This window comes from Buchnera aphidicola (Melanaphis sacchari) (genome assembly GCF_003096055.1).
Taxonomy (GTDB): Bacteria; Pseudomonadota; Gammaproteobacteria; order Enterobacterales; family Enterobacteriaceae; genus Buchnera; species Buchnera aphidicola_P.
In genome coordinates this window covers 573,853-590,194 of sequence record NZ_CP029161.1, presented here as the reverse complement: position 1 = coordinate 590,194, position 16,342 = coordinate 573,853, and the positions used below count along the sequence as shown (strand labels likewise).

General features: G+C 28.3%; 11 protein-coding genes and 4 tRNA genes. 1 reads left to right on the top strand and 14 read right to left on the bottom strand.

The window, feature by feature from the left end; translation table 11 throughout:
- Window positions 1-417 precede the first annotated feature (417 nt).
- The 13 genes from rpoC to murB all read right to left on the bottom strand — a co-directional run bounded on the left by rpoC (window position 418) and on the right by murB (window position 13,932).
- On the bottom strand, window positions 418-4,674 hold the full coding sequence (rpoC, locus tag DD681_RS02890; RefSeq protein ID WP_158341496.1) for a DNA-directed RNA polymerase subunit beta': 4,257 nt from the start codon (window positions 4,672-4,674) through the stop codon (window positions 418-420).
- Window positions 4,675-4,752: 78 nt separating this feature from the next.
- Window positions 4,753-8,781 (bottom strand): DNA-directed RNA polymerase subunit beta, encoded by a 4,029-nt coding sequence (gene rpoB / locus DD681_RS02885; RefSeq protein WP_158341495.1) that lies wholly within the window; start codon window positions 8,779-8,781, stop codon window positions 4,753-4,755.
- A gap of 166 nt (window positions 8,782-8,947) precedes the next feature.
- Complete coding sequence (rplL, locus tag DD681_RS02880) at window positions 8,948-9,316, bottom strand: 50S ribosomal protein L7/L12 (protein ID WP_158341494.1); 369 nt, start codon at window positions 9,314-9,316, stop codon at window positions 8,948-8,950.
- A 67-nt stretch (window positions 9,317-9,383) separates the two neighbouring features.
- Complete coding sequence (rplJ, locus tag DD681_RS02875) at window positions 9,384-9,881, bottom strand: 50S ribosomal protein L10 (RefSeq protein ID WP_158341493.1); 498 nt, start codon at window positions 9,879-9,881, stop codon at window positions 9,384-9,386.
- A gap of 237 nt (window positions 9,882-10,118) precedes the next feature.
- A complete protein-coding gene (gene rplA / locus DD681_RS02870) occupies window positions 10,119-10,814 on the bottom strand; it encodes a 50S ribosomal protein L1 (protein WP_158341492.1) in 696 nt (231 codons plus the stop codon).
- A gap of 4 nt (window positions 10,815-10,818) precedes the next feature.
- A complete protein-coding gene (gene rplK, locus DD681_RS02865) occupies window positions 10,819-11,247 on the bottom strand; it encodes a 50S ribosomal protein L11 (RefSeq protein ID WP_158341491.1) in 429 nt (142 codons plus the stop codon).
- Between the two features lie 31 nt (window positions 11,248-11,278).
- Window positions 11,279-11,824, bottom strand: coding sequence for a transcription termination/antitermination protein NusG (gene nusG, locus DD681_RS02860; protein WP_158341490.1), 546 nt, complete (start codon window positions 11,822-11,824; stop codon window positions 11,279-11,281).
- A 5-nt stretch (window positions 11,825-11,829) separates the two neighbouring features.
- Entirely contained in the window at window positions 11,830-12,213 is a 384-nt protein-coding gene (secE, locus tag DD681_RS02855) for a preprotein translocase subunit SecE (protein WP_158341489.1), read from the bottom strand.
- Between the two features lie 249 nt (window positions 12,214-12,462).
- Window positions 12,463-12,536 (bottom strand) — tRNA-Thr (locus DD681_RS02850).
- An 8-nt stretch (window positions 12,537-12,544) separates the two neighbouring features.
- A tRNA-Gly gene (locus tag DD681_RS02845) sits at window positions 12,545-12,616 on the bottom strand.
- A gap of 7 nt (window positions 12,617-12,623) precedes the next feature.
- A tRNA-Tyr gene (locus DD681_RS02840) sits at window positions 12,624-12,705 on the bottom strand.
- A gap of 13 nt (window positions 12,706-12,718) precedes the next feature.
- Window positions 12,719-12,791 (bottom strand) — tRNA-Thr (locus DD681_RS02835).
- A gap of 187 nt (window positions 12,792-12,978) precedes the next feature.
- Window positions 12,979-13,932, bottom strand: a complete 954-nt coding sequence (gene murB / locus DD681_RS02830) for a UDP-N-acetylmuramate dehydrogenase (protein WP_261788372.1) — start codon at window positions 13,930-13,932, stop codon at window positions 12,979-12,981.
- Window positions 13,933-14,170: 238 nt separating this feature from the next.
- Here murB and metF point away from each other — a divergent pair, with 238 nt between their 5' ends.
- Complete coding sequence (gene metF / locus DD681_RS02825; RefSeq protein WP_158341487.1) at window positions 14,171-15,058, top strand: methylenetetrahydrofolate reductase; 888 nt, start codon at window positions 14,171-14,173, stop codon at window positions 15,056-15,058.
- A gap of 49 nt (window positions 15,059-15,107) precedes the next feature.
- On the opposite strand, the gene argE is transcribed toward metF, so the two are convergent.
- Window positions 15,108-16,253, bottom strand: a complete 1,146-nt coding sequence (gene argE, locus DD681_RS02820) for an acetylornithine deacetylase (RefSeq protein ID WP_158341486.1) — start codon at window positions 16,251-16,253, stop codon at window positions 15,108-15,110.
- Window positions 16,254-16,342 lie beyond the last annotated feature (89 nt).

Below are 16,342 nucleotides of genomic sequence, written 5' to 3'. Positions count from 1 at the left end.
TTAAAAATTAATAATTAATTTAAATATTATTTCTATATTTTAGGTATATTAAGAGTTTTTTTAATTCAATTGTTATATAATTTTTAAAAATTAATTATTCTTTTAAATATTTTTTAGAATAAAGTCCCAAAGATTTAAATAAATAAAATATATAATATATCTAAAAATAAGTAAAAAGATAATATAAATATAAAAGAACATTAATTGAATAAATTTATTAAAATTATTAAGCATTACAAATAACTTTGTATTAATAAATAGATCATAAATTATTTTATTATTTATTTTTAATAAAATTCTAAAATATAAAAAAATTAAAATTTTATTTTAATTACATTTATCATATATTTTTTATTATAGCTGCTTTTTTAAGCAGCTATAACGGCAGATTATAATAGATTGTTAAAAATATTTTACTTATGAAGTATAATCATTATTTACGAGAGTAGAATTTAATAATTCTGATAAACTAGCTGATGCTTCTTCTGCGCTTACTTGTGAAGAGCAATGATTATTAATAGAAGAAGATAAACCTTGATTAATATTTTTTTTATTACGACGTTTTAAGCGTTCTTTATGATATGCATATCCTGTGCCAGCTGGTATTAAACGACCGACAATAACGTTTTCTTTAAGTCCGCGTAATTCGTCTTTTTTTCCTGCAACTGCAGATTCAGTTAGTACTCTAGTAGTTTCTTGAAAAGACGCTGCAGATATAAATGATTCAGTTGCAAGAGAAGCTTTAGTGATGCCTAATAAATCTCTTGAGTATATTACTGGTGTTTTTTTTTGCTGTTCTAAAATTCGATTAGAAATTTTTATGCGAGAGAATTCTACTTGTTCACCATCTAAAAAGTCTGAATTGCCTGATTTTATTATAGTAGCTTTTCTTAGCATTTGTCGAACAATAACTTCAATGTGTTTATCATTAATTTTTACACCTTGAAGACGATATACTTCTTGTACTTCGTTAACGATGTATTTAGTTACTGCTTGAACACCTCTTAAACGCAGAATATCATGTGGTGATTCTGGACCATCTGATATAACATCACCTCGTTCGACTCTTTCTCCTTCAAATACATTTAGTTGTCTCCATTTGGGAATCATTTCTTCATACGAATCACTGCCATCTACTGGGGTGATAATTAGTCTTCTTTTCCCCTTTGTTTCCTTTCCAAAAGAAACGATTCCACTAATTTCTGCTAAAATCGCTAATTCTTTTGGTCGTCTAGCTTCAAATAAATCAGCTACTCTTGGCAGTCCTCCTGTAATATCTTTTGTACCTCCAGATTCTTGAGGTACTCTTGCTAAGGTGTCTCCAGAACTGATTTGTATTCCGTCATTTAATTGAACAATAGACTTTCCGGGCAAAAAGTATTGTGCAGGCATTTCTGTACCAGAAATAAGTACATCATTTCCATGTTTATCAACTATTTTTAATGAAGGTCTCAAATCTTTTCCAATGGTCATTCTTTCTGCTGTATCTAAAACTACTATAGATGATAATCCTGTTAGTTCATCTGCTTGTCTTGTTATGCTTTGACCATCTATCATATCTACAAATTTAACAAATCCATTTACTTCTGTGATTACAGGAATAGTATGCGGATCCCATTTTGCTACTATTTCTCCAGAATTTGCTTTTTCGCCATTTCCCTTTGCCATAATAGCTCCATAAGGAACTTTGTAGCTTTCTTTTGTTCTTCCAAAATAATCAATTATATTAAGTTCTACATTTCTGGATGTGATAACTATTTTCCCAGTAGAATTAGTAACAGATTTTGCATTATTAAGATTTATAATTCCGGTATTTTTTATTTGAATGCTAGATTCAGTAGCAGCTCTTGATGCAGCACCACCTATGTGAAAAGTTCTCATAGTTAATTGCGTGCCTGGTTCACCAATAGATTGCGCTGCTATTACTCCTATTGCTTCGCCTTTGTTGACTAAATTTCCCCTTGCCAAATCTCGACCATAACAATAAGCACAAACACCAAAATCTGTTTCACAGTTTACTACAGATCTGACTTTGACATTATCTATAGAGTTATTCTCTAAAAGATCACACCATTGTTCATTTAATAAAGTATTTCTCTTAATCAGTATTTTTTGTGTATTAGGAACGAAAATTGTTTCTGCAGTAACACGTCCTAAAACTCGTTCTCGTAAAGGCTCCTTAACATCTCCTCCTTCTATTAAGGGTGTCATTAATATACCTTCATGTGTTCCGCAATCGTTTTGAGTCACAACTAAATCTTGAGCTACATCCACTAAACGACGTGTTAAATATCCAGAATTTGCAGTTTTTAATGCAGTATCAGCTAATCCTTTGCGAGCGCCATGAGTAGAAATAAAATACTGAAGCACATTTAAACCTTCTCTAAAATTTGCTGTAATTGGCGTTTCAATTATAGACCCGTCGGGTTTTGCCATTAAACCTCGCATACCTGCTAATTGACGTATTTGTGCAGCAGATCCTCTCGCACCTGAATCAGCCATCATGAATATACTATTAAAAGAAATTTGCTTTTTTTGTTTTCCGTTTTTATCTAATACAGATTCTGTAGATAAATTTTCCATCATTGCTTTAGCAACTCTTTCGTTGGCAGCTGCCCAAATATCAATAACTTTATTATATCTTTCTCCTGCTGTAACTAATCCAGATTGAAATTGTTCTTGTATTTCGGCAACTTCTATTTTTGCTTCATTTATAATATTTAATTTTTTTTCTGGTATAACCATATCATCAATACCTACTGACGCACCAGATCTTGCTGCATAAGCAAATCCTGTATACATAATTTGATCAGCAAAAGATACAGTAGATTTTAAACCTAAGATTCGATAACAAGTATTTAGCATTTTTGAAATGTCTTTTTTTCCTAAAGTTTGATTAACTATGTTAAATGGAAGACCCTTAGGAACAATCATCCATAAAATTGCTCGTCCTATAGTTGTATTGATAATTTTTTTAATAGATTTAAAATTATTATTCTCGTCTTTTTTGTACTCTATTATACGTACTTTGACTAATGAATGTAATTCTGCAATTCCTAGACGATATACTTTCTCTGCTTCGTGAGAACTATTTAATATCATACCCTCGCCTTTTCCATTAATTTTTTCGCGGGTCATATAATAAAGTCCTAGCACTACATCTTGGGAGGGTACAATAATTGGTTCTCCGTTAGCTGGAGACAAAATATTATTTGTAGACATCATCAAAGCTCTTGCTTCTAATTGAGCTTCAATAGTAAGAGGAACATGGACAGCCATTTGATCTCCATCAAAATCTGCATTATAGGCAGCGCAAACTAATGGATGTAATTGAATAGCTTTTCCTTCTATCAAAACAGGTTCAAATGCTTGAATTCCTAATCTATGTAAAGTAGGTGCTCTATTTAGCAAAACAGGATGTTCACGAATAACTTCATCTAAAATGTCCCATACTATTGCTTCTTCGCGTTCAACCATTTTTTTTGCTGCTTTAATTGTAGTTGCTAAACCACGTACTTCTAATTTTCCATATATAAATGGTTTAAAGAGTTCTAAAGCCATTTTTTTAGGTAATCCGCATTGATGTAAGTGAAGATATGGTCCTACAGTAATTACTGATCTTCCTGAATAATCCACACGTTTTCCAAGAAGATTTTGTCGAAATCGTCCTTGTTTTCCTTTGATCATATCAGCTAATGATTTTAAAGGTCTTTTATTTGACCCGGTAATAGCTCTACCTCTTCTACCATTATCTAATAAAGCATCTACTGCTTCTTGTAACATTCTTTTTTCATTGCGAACAATAATATCAGGAGCTGCTAAATCTAATAATCTTTTGAGGCGATTATTTCGATTAATTACCCTTCGATAAAGATCGTTTAAATCAGAAGTGGCGAATCTTCCTCCATCTAATGGTACTAACGGTCTCAAATCTGGCGGTAAAACTGGTAAAACTGTAAGAATCATCCATTCTGGTTTATTATGAGATTGTATAAATGATTCTAATAATTTGATTCTTTTTGTTAATTTTTTTCTTTTCGTTTCTGAATTTGTTTCATTCAATTCTTCTCTTAAATTTTGACATTCCTTTGTTAAATTTATGTCTTTTAGCAGAAATTGAATAGCTTCTGCCCCCATAGTCGCTTGGAATTCATCTCCAAATTCTTCTAATGCATCTAAATATTCTTCTTCCGTTAAAATTTTTCGTTTTTCAAGATGAGTCATTCCTGGTTCAATAACAACATAAGATTCAAAATACAATACCCTTTCAATGTCTCTTAATGGCATATCTAATAATAAACCTATACGAGATGGTAATGATTTCAAAAACCAAATGTGAGCTGTAGGCGAAGAGAGTTCTATATGCCCCATTCTTTCGCGTCTAACTTTACTTTGAGTAACTTCAACGCCGCATTTTTCACAAATGACGCCTCGATGTTTTAATCTTTTATATTTTCCGCATAAACATTCGTAATCTTTGACCGGGCCAAAAATACGAGCGCAAAAAAGACCATCTCGTTCAGGTTTAAATGTACGATAATTAATTGTTTCTGGTTTTTTTACTTCTCCAAATGACCACGATCTAATTATATCTGGCGATGCTAATGAAATTTTAATAGCATCAAAATCATCATTTTTGGTTTGGGCTTTTAAAAATTTTAATAAATCTTTCACGAATTAGCTCTCGTTGGAATGGAACTTGTGAAGTTGGTAAAAATTTAAGTAGTATTATTGATTTGTTGACAATTGATATTATTCGTTTTCTAATTCAATATTAATTCCTAATGAACGAATTTCTTTTAATAATACGTTAAATGATTCTGGCATACCAGGTTCCATTTGATGATTGCCATCGACGATATTTTTATACATTTTGGTTCTTCCATTGACATCGTCAGATTTTACGGTGAGCATTTCTTGTAGCGTATAAGAAGCACCATATGCTTCTAAAGCCCAAACTTCCATTTCTCCAAAACGTTGTCCGCCGAATTGAGCTTTTCCTCCTAAAGGTTGCTGAGTAACTAAACTATAAGATCCAGTAGATCTAGCGTGCATTTTATCATCTACTAAATGATTTAATTTCAACATATACATATAACCAACAGTAACTGGTCTTTCAAATTTTTCTCCCGTTCTTCCATCAAAGAGTGAAATTTGACCAGATGTAGGTAGATCAGCAAATTTTAACATTTTTTTAATTTCATTTTCTTGAGCTCCATCAAATACAGGAGTTGAAATGGGCATTCCTTTTTTTAAGTTTTCAGCTAGACAAAGTATTTCCTGATCAGAAAATTTTTTTAAATTAACTTTTTGACGTAAGTTATCTCCTAGATCAAATGCTTTTTGAATAAATTCTCTTAAATTAGATATTTTTTCTTCTTTTTTAATCATATCATTAATTTTATTGCCAATACCCTTTGCTGCCATTCCTAGATGTGTTTCTAGTATTTGTCCGATATTCATACGAGATGGTACTCCTAATGGATTTAATACAATATCAACTGGTATACCATTTTCATCGTATGGCATGTCTTCAATAGGATTAATTTTAGAAATTACTCCTTTATTTCCGTGCCTACCCGCCATTTTATCACCAGGTTGTATTTGACGTTTCACAGCTAAATATACTTTTACTATTTTTAAAACTCCAGGGGAAAGATCGTCGCCTTGTGTAATTTTTCGGCGCTTTGTTTCTATTTTTCTTTCAAATTCTTTTTTTAATTCATTATGTTTTTTCAAAATATCGTTTATTTCTTTTTTTTGATCTTTTTGTTTTATATCAATTAAAAACCATTTTTCATAGGATAATTTATTTAAATAATCTATGTTAACATTACAGGAAATAAGAATTTTTTTAATTCTAGAAAATAAGCTTGATTCAAATATTTTAAACTCTTCTGTAAGATCTTTTTTTGCTTTCTTAAGTTGCATATTTTCAATTTCTAACGTTCTTTTATCTTTTTTAACTCCATCTCTTGTAAAAATCTGAACATCAATTACAGTCCCGCATACTCCGTTAGGAACTCGTAAAGAAGAATCTTTTACATCAGAAGCTTTTTCTCCAAAAATAGCACGTAACAATTTTTCTTCAGGTGTTAATTGTGTTTCTCCCTTTGGCGTAACTTTTCCTACTAAAATATCTCCTCCAGTTACTTCAGCTCCGATATAAACTATTCCAGATTCATCAAGCTTAGATAATGCCGCTTCACCTACATTGGGTATATCAGAACTAATTTCTTCCGCACCTAATTTTGTATCTCTAGAAATACAAGATAATTCTTGAATATGAATAGTAGTAAAACGATCCTTTTGAACAACTTTTTCCGAAACTAGTATAGAATCTTCAAAATTGTATCCATTCCATGGCATAAACGCTACTCTCATATTTTGACCTAATGCAAGTTCTCCTAAATCAGTAGATGGTCCATCAGCCAAAACGTCATTTTTATTGACTTTCTCGTTTAATTGAACGCATGGTTTTTGGTTGATACAAGTATTTTGATTTGATCTAGTATATTTAGTTAAGTTATAAATATCTATTCCTGCTTCTCCCGAGCATGTTTCTTCCTCACTTACTTTTATAATAATACGTGATGCATCGACATATTGAATAATTCCGCTTCGTTTTGCAATTATTGTTACTCCTGAGTCTACGGCTACAGCTCTTTCCATACCGGTTCCCACTAAAGGTTTATCAGTTTTAAGGGTAGGTACAGCTTGTCGTTGCATATTTGCACCCATTAATGCTCTATTTGCATCATCATGCTCTAAAAATGGAATTAAAGACGCTCCAACAGATACAATTTGTTGAGTTGAAACGTCCATGTAGTCTACTTCATCGCAACTAAATAGACTAGATTCACCTTTATGCCGACAAGTTACTAAATCATCAACAAACATATTATTCTTATCTACGTTAGTATTTGCTTGTGCAATAATATAATTTCCTTCTTCTATTGCTGATAAATAATGAATTTCTTGAGTAATAAATCTATTTTTTACTTTTCGATAAGGAGTTTCTAAAAATCCATATGCATTTGTTTGTGCATAGACCGATAAAGAATTAATTAATCCAATATTTGGTCCTTCTGGTGTTTCTATTGGACAAACGCGTCCATAGTGAGTCGGATGAACATCCCTTACTTCAAAACCTGCTCTTTCTCTAGTTAACCCGCCTAATCCTAACGCTGAAATTCTTCTTTTATGAGTAATTTCTGATAGAGGATTATTTTGATCCATAAATTGAGATAATTGGCTAGAACCAAAAAATTCTTTAATTGCTGCAGATATAGGTTTGGCATTAATCATATCTTGAGGCATGAGTGTTTCTAAGTCACCTACAGATAATCTTTCTTTTACAGCTCTTTCAACGCGAACTAATCCAATTCTAAATTGATTTTCTGCCATTTCACCTACTGATCTAATTCGTCTATTTCCTAAATGATCAATATCATCTACTTCTCCCCTTCCATTGCGAATTTCAATAAGTTTTTTAATAACATCAATAATATCTTTTTTACTTAAAGTACTAGAACCTTCAATTTCTTTTCGTGATAATGATCGATTGAATTTCATACGACCCACAGACGATAGATCATATCTATCTTCCGTAAAAAATAAATTTTCGAATAAATTTTCTGTTGCTTCTTTGGTAACAGGTTCACCGGGTCTCATAACGCGATAAATTTCCATTAACGCCGTTGTGCGATCATTAGATGAATCTATACGCAATGTCTCTGAAATATAAGGTCCATGATCTAAATCATTAGTAAAAAGTGTTTCGACAGATAAAAATTTTAGTTGTTGCAGTTTATTTAGTATTTCCAAAGATAATGGTGTATTAGCTGAAATAATTAGTTCATTATTTTGAGGGTGAAAATAATTTTTAGAAACTACTCGGCCTAAAATATATTCTATAGGAACTGTGATTGATTTTACTTTATTTTTTTTAAGTTCTTGAATGTGTCTTGCAGTAATACGACGACCTTTTTTTACATATACTTTTTTATTTTTTTGGATATCAAAAGAAGCTGTTTCACCCCTTAGTCTTTCTGAAATCAGTTTTAATTTAATTTTGTTATTTTGTATTTGAAAAATATTTTTTTCAAAAAATAAATCTAATATTTCTTCTGTAGTATAATTCAGAGCTCGTAAAATAATAGTAACTGGTAGCTTACGACGTCTATCTATTCTAACAAATAAATTATCTTTAGGATCAAATTCAAAGTCTAACCAAGATCCTCGATAAGGAATTATTCGAGCATTATATAAGACTTTTCCTGAAGAATGCGTCTTTCCTTTATCGCTATCGAAAAATACTCCAGGACTTCGATGTAATTGAGATACAACTACTCTTTCTGTGCCGTTAATTATGAAAGTGCCATTATTAGTCATTAATGGTATTTCACCCATATATACTTCTTGTTCTTTAATATCTTTAACCGTTGGTTCTAATATGTCGCGTTCATAGATAATTAGTCTTAATTTTACTCTTAATGGTGCAGAATAAGTTGCTCCTCTTATTTGACATTCTTTGACATCAAATATTACATCTCCCAATCTATAGCTTACATATTGTAATTCAGAATTTCCATTATAACCCCGTATGGGAAAAACAGAACGAAAGGCAGCTTCTAATCCATGTTGACCATCTTGATCTGGTTGTATAAACTTTTTAAAAGAATCTAGTTGAATAGAAAGAAGGTATGGTATGTCCAAAACTTGAGGACGTTTTCCAAAATCTTTACGAATTCGTTTTTTTTCGGTGTAAGAGTAAACCATGGGATTCCTAAGCTCGTTAATATATAAATTAATATTAAAATTTTTTTATTTCTGAAGGAGAGACAGTTCTTTGTGATAAATTACTTTTTTGTATATTTTTTATATTAAAAGGGCTGGTGAATTAGAAACACCAGCCGTATGTAGAAGTTAACTAAATAAAGCATATTTATTTAATTTCGATTTCAGCACCAACATTTTCTAAAGTTTTTTTCAATGATTCTGCATCAATTTTACTTATATTTTCTTTTATAACTACAGGAGCAGATTCCACTAAGTCTTTTGCTTCTTTTAATCCTAAACCTGTTGCACTACGAACACTTTTTATTACTGGTACCTTATTCGGACCGATATTTTTTAAAATAACGTCAAATTCTGTTTTTTCTTCTGAAGTTTTTTTATCGTCTTTGTTATTAGAATTTAAAGACATATTTGCAGAAACTCCAAATTTTTTTTCCATTTCTGAAATAAGATCTACAACATTCATAATAGACATTTCTGATATAGCTTGTAAAATTTGTTCTTTAGTGATAGACATAAGAATGATTCCTAATAACAATTAAAATTGTTTTAGCTATTTTATAATATATCAAAATAGTAACTCTTTAAGAGGTTTCTTTTTTTTCTTTGATAGCGGATAACGTATAAATAAGTTTGCCTGCAGCTAATACTTTTAGTATCACGACAAGTTTTAATATTGCTTCTTCATAAGTCGGCATATCTGCAAGTTGATTGATTTCTAAATCAGATAATAGTTTTCCTTCAAATACAGCCCCCTTAATTTTGAAATGTGAATTTTTTTTTTCAAAATTTTTAAATAATCTTGCACCGCTTCCAGGATGTTTTGTGGAATAAGCAATAAAAGTTGACCCTTTTATTTTATCTTTTAAGCATTCAAAAGATGTATTTTTAATCGCTAATTTTAGTAGAGTATTTCGTACAATATTCATTTTAACGCCCACTTCGCGTCCAGATTTGCGAAGTTGATTAATTTCATTTACAGAAATATTTTGGGAATTTGCGATAATTGCTGATAGCGCTAAATTTGAAATTTGATGGATTTTAGAAATAATTATTTTTTTTTTATCAATTTTTAATGCCATTTATCGCATTCTCCGATATTTAATTTAGAGAAAAGACGTTTAATTAATTTTTAAATCTGTAATATGTTATATAAAAGATCAATTATTTTAAAAAATATTAAAATTCTAAAAATATTAAGTTAAATTTTTTTAAAAATTTATATATTTTGGAATTTTTTAGTAAAAAAATTATAGTTTTTTCTTTAAAAAAAGGGCTATTATAGATAATTTTTTTATTCTCGTAAAGTTAAAAAAAATTTAAATATTCAAGTTAGATTGATCAAGAATTAATCCTATTCCCATTGTACTTGATAAAGTAATTTTTTTTATATAAATACCTTTTGATTGAGGGGGTTTAGATTTTTTAATAGATTCTAAAAAAATGTTAAAATTTTTCTTAATTTGATTGGATTTAAAATTAATTCTACCTATAGTAGAGTGAACAATTCCATTTTTATCACTTCTATATTGAACTTGTCCTTTTTTAACATTTTTGATTGCTTCATAAATATTTGTTGTAACAGTCCCTAATTTAGGGTTTGGCATCAGTCCGCGTGGTCCTAATATATGTCCCAATTGAGTGACAATTTTCATGGCGTCAGGTGAAGCAATAGCTCTATCGAACTGAATGCCTTCTTTCTTAATTTTTTCAGATAAATCTTCCATTCCAATAAATTCTGCTCCTGCTTTTTGAGCTTTTTTAACATTTTCTCCTTGTGTAAATACAGCAACTTTAACATTACGACCTATTCCATAAGGTAATATGGTAGACCCTCGAATATTCTGATCTGATTTTTTAGGATCTATTCCTAGATTAATAGAAATATCAATACTTTCAACAAATTTTACTTTTGATGTTTTTTTTAGTAATTCTATTAATTCATCAATGTGATATAATTTTTTAACATCAATATTTTTTTTTGTATTTTTCATACGTTTATTGATTTTTTTCATAATTTTAATCTTCAATAATTAAGCCCATAGATTTAGCAGTTCCTTTGATAGATTCCATAATTTTTTTAATACTTGAACCAGTCATATCTTGTTGCTTGATCATCGCTATTTCTTTAATTTTTAAATTAGTGATTTTACCTATATTTTCTATTTTTGGTTTTTTAGATCCAGATTTTATTCCTACAGATTTTTTTAATAAAATAGAAGCCGGAGGTGTTTTAGTAACAAATGTAAATGATCGATCTGAATACACTGTAATAATTACTGGTATAGGCAGTCCTTTTTCTAGATTTTCTGTTTTTGTATTAAATAATTTACAAAATTCCATGATATTTACGCCTTTTTGTCCTAGAGCGGGACCAATTGGGGGACTTGGATTAGCCATTCCTGCAGATATTTGAAGTTTGATATAAGATTGTATTTTTTTTGCCATTTTATAAGACCTTGTTTTAAATAAAAAAATTTTAATTTTTTTCGACTTGTCTAAAATCTAATTCTACTGGCGTAGATCTTCCAAAAATAGAGACTGATACTTTTAATCTACTTTTTTCATAATCTACTTCTTCTACTATACCGTTAAAATCAGCAAAAGGTCCATCATTAACTCGAATCATTTCTCCTGGTTCAAATAAAGTTTTGGGTCTTGGTTTATCTCCGATTTGTCGAAGTCGGTTAATTATTATTTCTACTTCTTTATCACTAATAGGCGATGGTTTATCCGATCTTCCTCCAATAAATCCCAGTACTCGAGGTATATTTCTTATTAAATGCCAAGTTGCATCTGTCATAATCATGTGAATTAATACGTATCCAGGAAAAAACTTATGTTCACTTTTTCTACGTTGGCCTCCTCTGATTTCAATTACTTCCTCAGAAGGAACCATAACTTCTCCGAAATAGTCATTCATTTTTTTTAATTTAACATGTTCTTGTATTGATTGTACGACACGCCCTTCAAATCCAGAGAAAGCTTGTAGCACATACCACTTTTTTTTTAAACTTTCTTGCATTTTTTTTAAAACCTTAGATTAATAAGAAATGTTATTAAACGAAATATAATGCTATCAATTCCCCATACAAGAAGAGACATGATTACTGCGATGAAAATAATTATACATGTAGTGTGTAAAGTTTCCTTATATTGGGGCCATATTATTTTTTTCATCTCATTTTTTGATGCATTTATATATGTTAGAATATTTTTTCCTTTTTCTGTTGTTAGTGCAATAATTATTGCTAACATAATTGAAATAAGTACTGCTCCTCTGCAAATAAAAATATTAATTTGAAAAAAATTATTGTTAATGAAAATAGGTAAAATTAAAAAAATAGATATTAAAAGCCATTTCATTTTTTCTAAATATTTAGATTTTCTGAAATTAAAAATTTTTATATTCATAATTTTCCTTAGAATTATAAAATAATAAATAGAAAAAATATATTTTTTACTAAAAATATTTTTCTTTTTATATAAATAATATTTTTTTATTAAAAATATTAAATTTTCTAATTAATAGAAATATATTATTTTAATATTTTGCTATTTTTAAGTAAAATTAGAATTAGATAGTTTTATATAATACAGGTGAGATTTGGTGATTTGATATAAAAAAATTATTTTTTAAAAAAGTTAAAAAATTAAAATTTATGCTGATACCCAGATTTGAACTGGGGACCTCACCCTTACCAAGGGTGTGCTCTACCTTACTGAGCCATATCAGCTGAATTTGAGCGGACAACGGGAATTGAACCCGTGTCATCAGCTTGGAAGGCTGAGGTAATAGCCACTATACGATGTCCGCGTATTTTTGGTGGGAGAAGGATTCGAACCTTCGAAGTCTAAGACGGCAGATTTACAGTCTGCTCCCTTTGGCCGCTCGGGAATCCCACCTTTTAGCGATTTTTGCCGGCTACCGGAATCGAACTGGTGACCTACTGATTACAAGTCAGTTGCTCTGCCTGCTGAGCTAAGCCGGCTATTTATTTTTTATTTAATTAAATTTTAATATTAATTAATTTTTTGTTAAAATAAAATTAAATATGAGTAATTTTATTTTCTTATTATATAATTTTTCATTTTTATTGCAAGTTTTTTTAAAGAAATAATTTTTTTAAAAATATCTTATTAAAGATAAAAATAATTGTATCAAATTCATTTAATTTTTTATAATAATTTTATCTTTCCTGATGAACTAATAAGATCTACTTCTGGTTTTAAAAGAATATAAAATTTCTTTAACACATGTTTTTGTATTTTTATAGCTAATTTTAAAATATCTTTTGATTTAGCTTTTTTCTTATTGATTAGTATAAGTTTCTGTTTTTGATAAATAGCTGCATCGCCAATATGAATATTTTTAAAATTAGAATGTTCAATTAACCATGCAGCAGGAATTTTTATAAAACCATTTTTTTCAAGAAAATATGGCATATCTTTGTATAAAAATAAAATCTTTTTTGCTTTTTTAGGATGAATAATAGGATTTTTAAAAAAGCTACCAGCATTTCCTAATTTATTAGGATCTGGAATTTTTTTTTTTCTTAATTTACATATTATATTGTATATTTTATATGGATTTATTTTAAAAATTTCTTTTTTAAAGAATATAGAAGATACAATAGGTTTCCAGGTTTTAGATACTTTTATACCAACAGCAATGATCGCATAACCATAATTATATTTATTTTTAAAAATACTATTTCGATAAGAAAAATTACATTCTTTATTTTGCATTCTTATAATTTTTCCATTTTTTAATGAAATTACATCAACGTATTCGCAAATTTCTTTAAATTCTAATCCATAAGCACCGATATTTTGGATAGCAGCAGATCCTATGCATCCTGGTATTAAAGCTAAGTTTTCTAATCCAAATATTTTAATTCGTAATGTATAACTAACTAAATCACTCCATTTTTCTCCTGATAAAATATGTAGCGACCAAAAATTTTTTTTTTCTTTAATTTTAATTCCCTTAATCCTATTAATTATTACTATTCCTTCATAATTTTCTAAAAAAAGAACATTACTACCTTCGCCTAAAATAATACAAGGAATGTTTTTTAATCTGTATTTTTTCCATATATCAAGTAGTAATTGAATTGTTGTAACGAAAATAATTTTTTTTGCTGTTACATTAATTCTGAATGTGTTTAAATATTTTAAAGATTTGTAAAAAGTTTTTTTTTATGCATTATAAATTCTTTTGAAAGTAAGTTTAATATTTTTAAGAAATTAAATAATAATAAAATATTATATATATCTTGAAAATTTAAATTAAATTTTTTAATTATTAGTATAATTATTTAGTATAATATTATTATAATGTACATATTATAATTCAAGGTTAATAAAAATGAATTTTTTAAATAAGCATTATCAAGAAACTATTCATAACAGATTAGAAAGTTTAAAAAATACTTTACAATTTTCTTTTGAATTTTTTCCTCCTAAAAACATAGATTTAGAGAATAAACTATATCTTTCAATTTTAAAATTGATTAAATTAAATCCTTCTTTTTTTTCTGTCACTCATGGAGCGAATAATGGAGAAGAAAAAAAAACATATGAAATAGTTCAAAAAATATATAAAAAGACGGGTGTTATTACGGCTCCGCATTTAACTTGCGTGAATAATACGCCAATAGAATTAGAAAAAATAGCGCGATTGTATTGGAAAAGCGGTATACGAAATATAGTTGCTTTGCGAGGTGATGCAAAAAATAAGATGCATAAACATATTATGTACGCTGCAGATTTAGTTACTTTTCTTAAAAAAATTGCTGATTTTGATATTTCTGTAGCCGCTTATCCAGAAAGACATCCAGAATCAGATAATATGAAAGATGATATTTTAAATTTAAAAAAGAAAATTGATGCAGGTGCTAATCGCGCTATAACTCAGTTTTTTTTTAATATTGATAGTTATTTAAATTTTCGTGATCAATGTATAAAAAATGGTATTAATGTCGAAATTATACCAGGAATATTGCCAATTTATAACTTTCAACAATTGAAAAAATTTTCTACAATGACTAATGTCACTATACCAAAATGGATCTTTAAGATGTTTAATAAATTAGAGGATGATTTAACCACTCAAAGATTAATAGGTGTAAATATATTAATAGATATTGTAAAAAAATTATTTACAGAAGGTGTAAAAAATTTTCATTTCTATAGTTTAAATAAATCAGATGTAGTATATTCTACGTGTTACTTTCTTAAATCATTAAGTTTATAAAATTCTAAACTTTTAGATAATTAATATTATTAAAAAATTATTTTTTATTTTAATAGCAAAATTTTTTTATTATTTTTTCAAAAATATTTTTAGTTGGCTGGATAAAATGACAATCTAAATATTCATTAGAACAATGAGCTTGTTGAATTGAACCAGGACCTAGTATTAAAGTGGGTGCAATTTTTTGAAAAAAGGGAGCTTCAGTACAATAATCAACTGTTTTATTTATTAATTTGCAAGATTTTTCTATAGTGTTAAGTATTTTTTTTTCTGATGAATATTCATATGAAGGTACGGAAAAAAAAAGATTTTTTAAAATAATACGATCAGGCCATTTTTTTATAATTTTTTTTAATTTATTTTGAATTAAAATTTCAATTTTTTTTACAGTTAATCCAGGTGTAGGTCTTATTTCAAAATTTAAAATACATGATGAACAAATTTTATTAATTGCATCTCCTCCCTGTATAGAAGCAAAATTCATAGTAGGGTATGAAATAGAAAAATCTTTATGAAAATATTTTTTCTTAAAATATTTCTTTAAAGAAATCAATTTATTTATAATTTTATGCATAATATCAATACTATTAATACCAATAGCAGGATTACTAGAATGAGCTGTTTTACCGATTACTTCTAGGGAGTAAGACGTATGTCCTTTATGAGCTGTAATTAATTCTAATGATGTTGGTTCTCCAATAATGATACAGTCTGGTTTAATATTTGTAGATTGAATAAAATATCTTGCGCCTGACATATCTGTTTCTTCATTTGCGGTGCCAAGGATATAAAGAGGTTTTTTTAGTTTTTTTAAATCTATAGATGATATTATATCTAGTATAAAAGCAAAAAAACCTTTCATATCTACTACACCCAATCCATATAATTTATTATTTTTTTCGATTAGTTGAAAAGGATCTTGTGTCCATGATGTATCATCAAAATTTACGGTGTCTGTATGGCCGGAAAGCAAAAGACCTCCCTCGCCATATCCGATGGACGCTAACATATTAAATTTATTAGTATATGGTATATTTTTAATTTTTATTAAAAATTTTAAATCAGAAAAATAATTAGATAGTAAATAAATTAAATTTTTATTAGTTTGATCAATTAATTTATTTTCACTGCTAATTGTAGGTATTTTGATTAGTGATTTATATATTTCAATAAAAGAAGGTATTTTTCTAGTCATATATAAAGATTTTTTGACAAATTGTAAATTAATAATATCACATTATAAAAGATATCAATATATTTAATAAAACATTATAGCTAATATTC

What these genes read in the sequence shown, in the direction of transcription:
- rpoB (WP_158341495.1), bottom strand. Translation starts at nt 8,781, where the DNA reads ATGGTTTACTCTTACACCGAAAAAAAACGAATTCGTAAAGATTTTGGA.
- rplL (WP_158341494.1), bottom strand. Translation starts at nt 9,316, where the DNA reads ATGTCTATCACTAAAGAACAAATTTTACAAGCTATATCAGAAATGTCT.
- rplJ (WP_158341493.1), bottom strand. Translation starts at nt 9,881, where the DNA reads ATGGCATTAAAAATTGATAAAAAAAAAATAATTATTTCTAAAATCCAT.
- rplA (WP_158341492.1), bottom strand. Translation starts at nt 10,814, where the DNA reads ATGAAAAAAATCAATAAACGTATGAAAAATACAAAAAAAAATATTGAT.
- rplK (WP_158341491.1), bottom strand. Translation starts at nt 11,247, where the DNA reads ATGGCAAAAAAAATACAATCTTATATCAAACTTCAAATATCTGCAGGA.
- nusG (WP_158341490.1), bottom strand. Translation starts at nt 11,824, where the DNA reads ATGCAAGAAAGTTTAAAAAAAAAGTGGTATGTGCTACAAGCTTTCTCT.
- secE (WP_158341489.1), bottom strand. Translation starts at nt 12,213, where the DNA reads ATGAATATAAAAATTTTTAATTTCAGAAAATCTAAATATTTAGAAAAA.
- metF (WP_158341487.1), top strand. Translation starts at nt 14,171, where the DNA reads ATGAATTTTTTAAATAAGCATTATCAAGAAACTATTCATAACAGATTA.
- argE (WP_158341486.1), bottom strand. Translation starts at nt 16,253, where the DNA reads ATGACTAGAAAAATACCTTCTTTTATTGAAATATATAAATCACTAATC.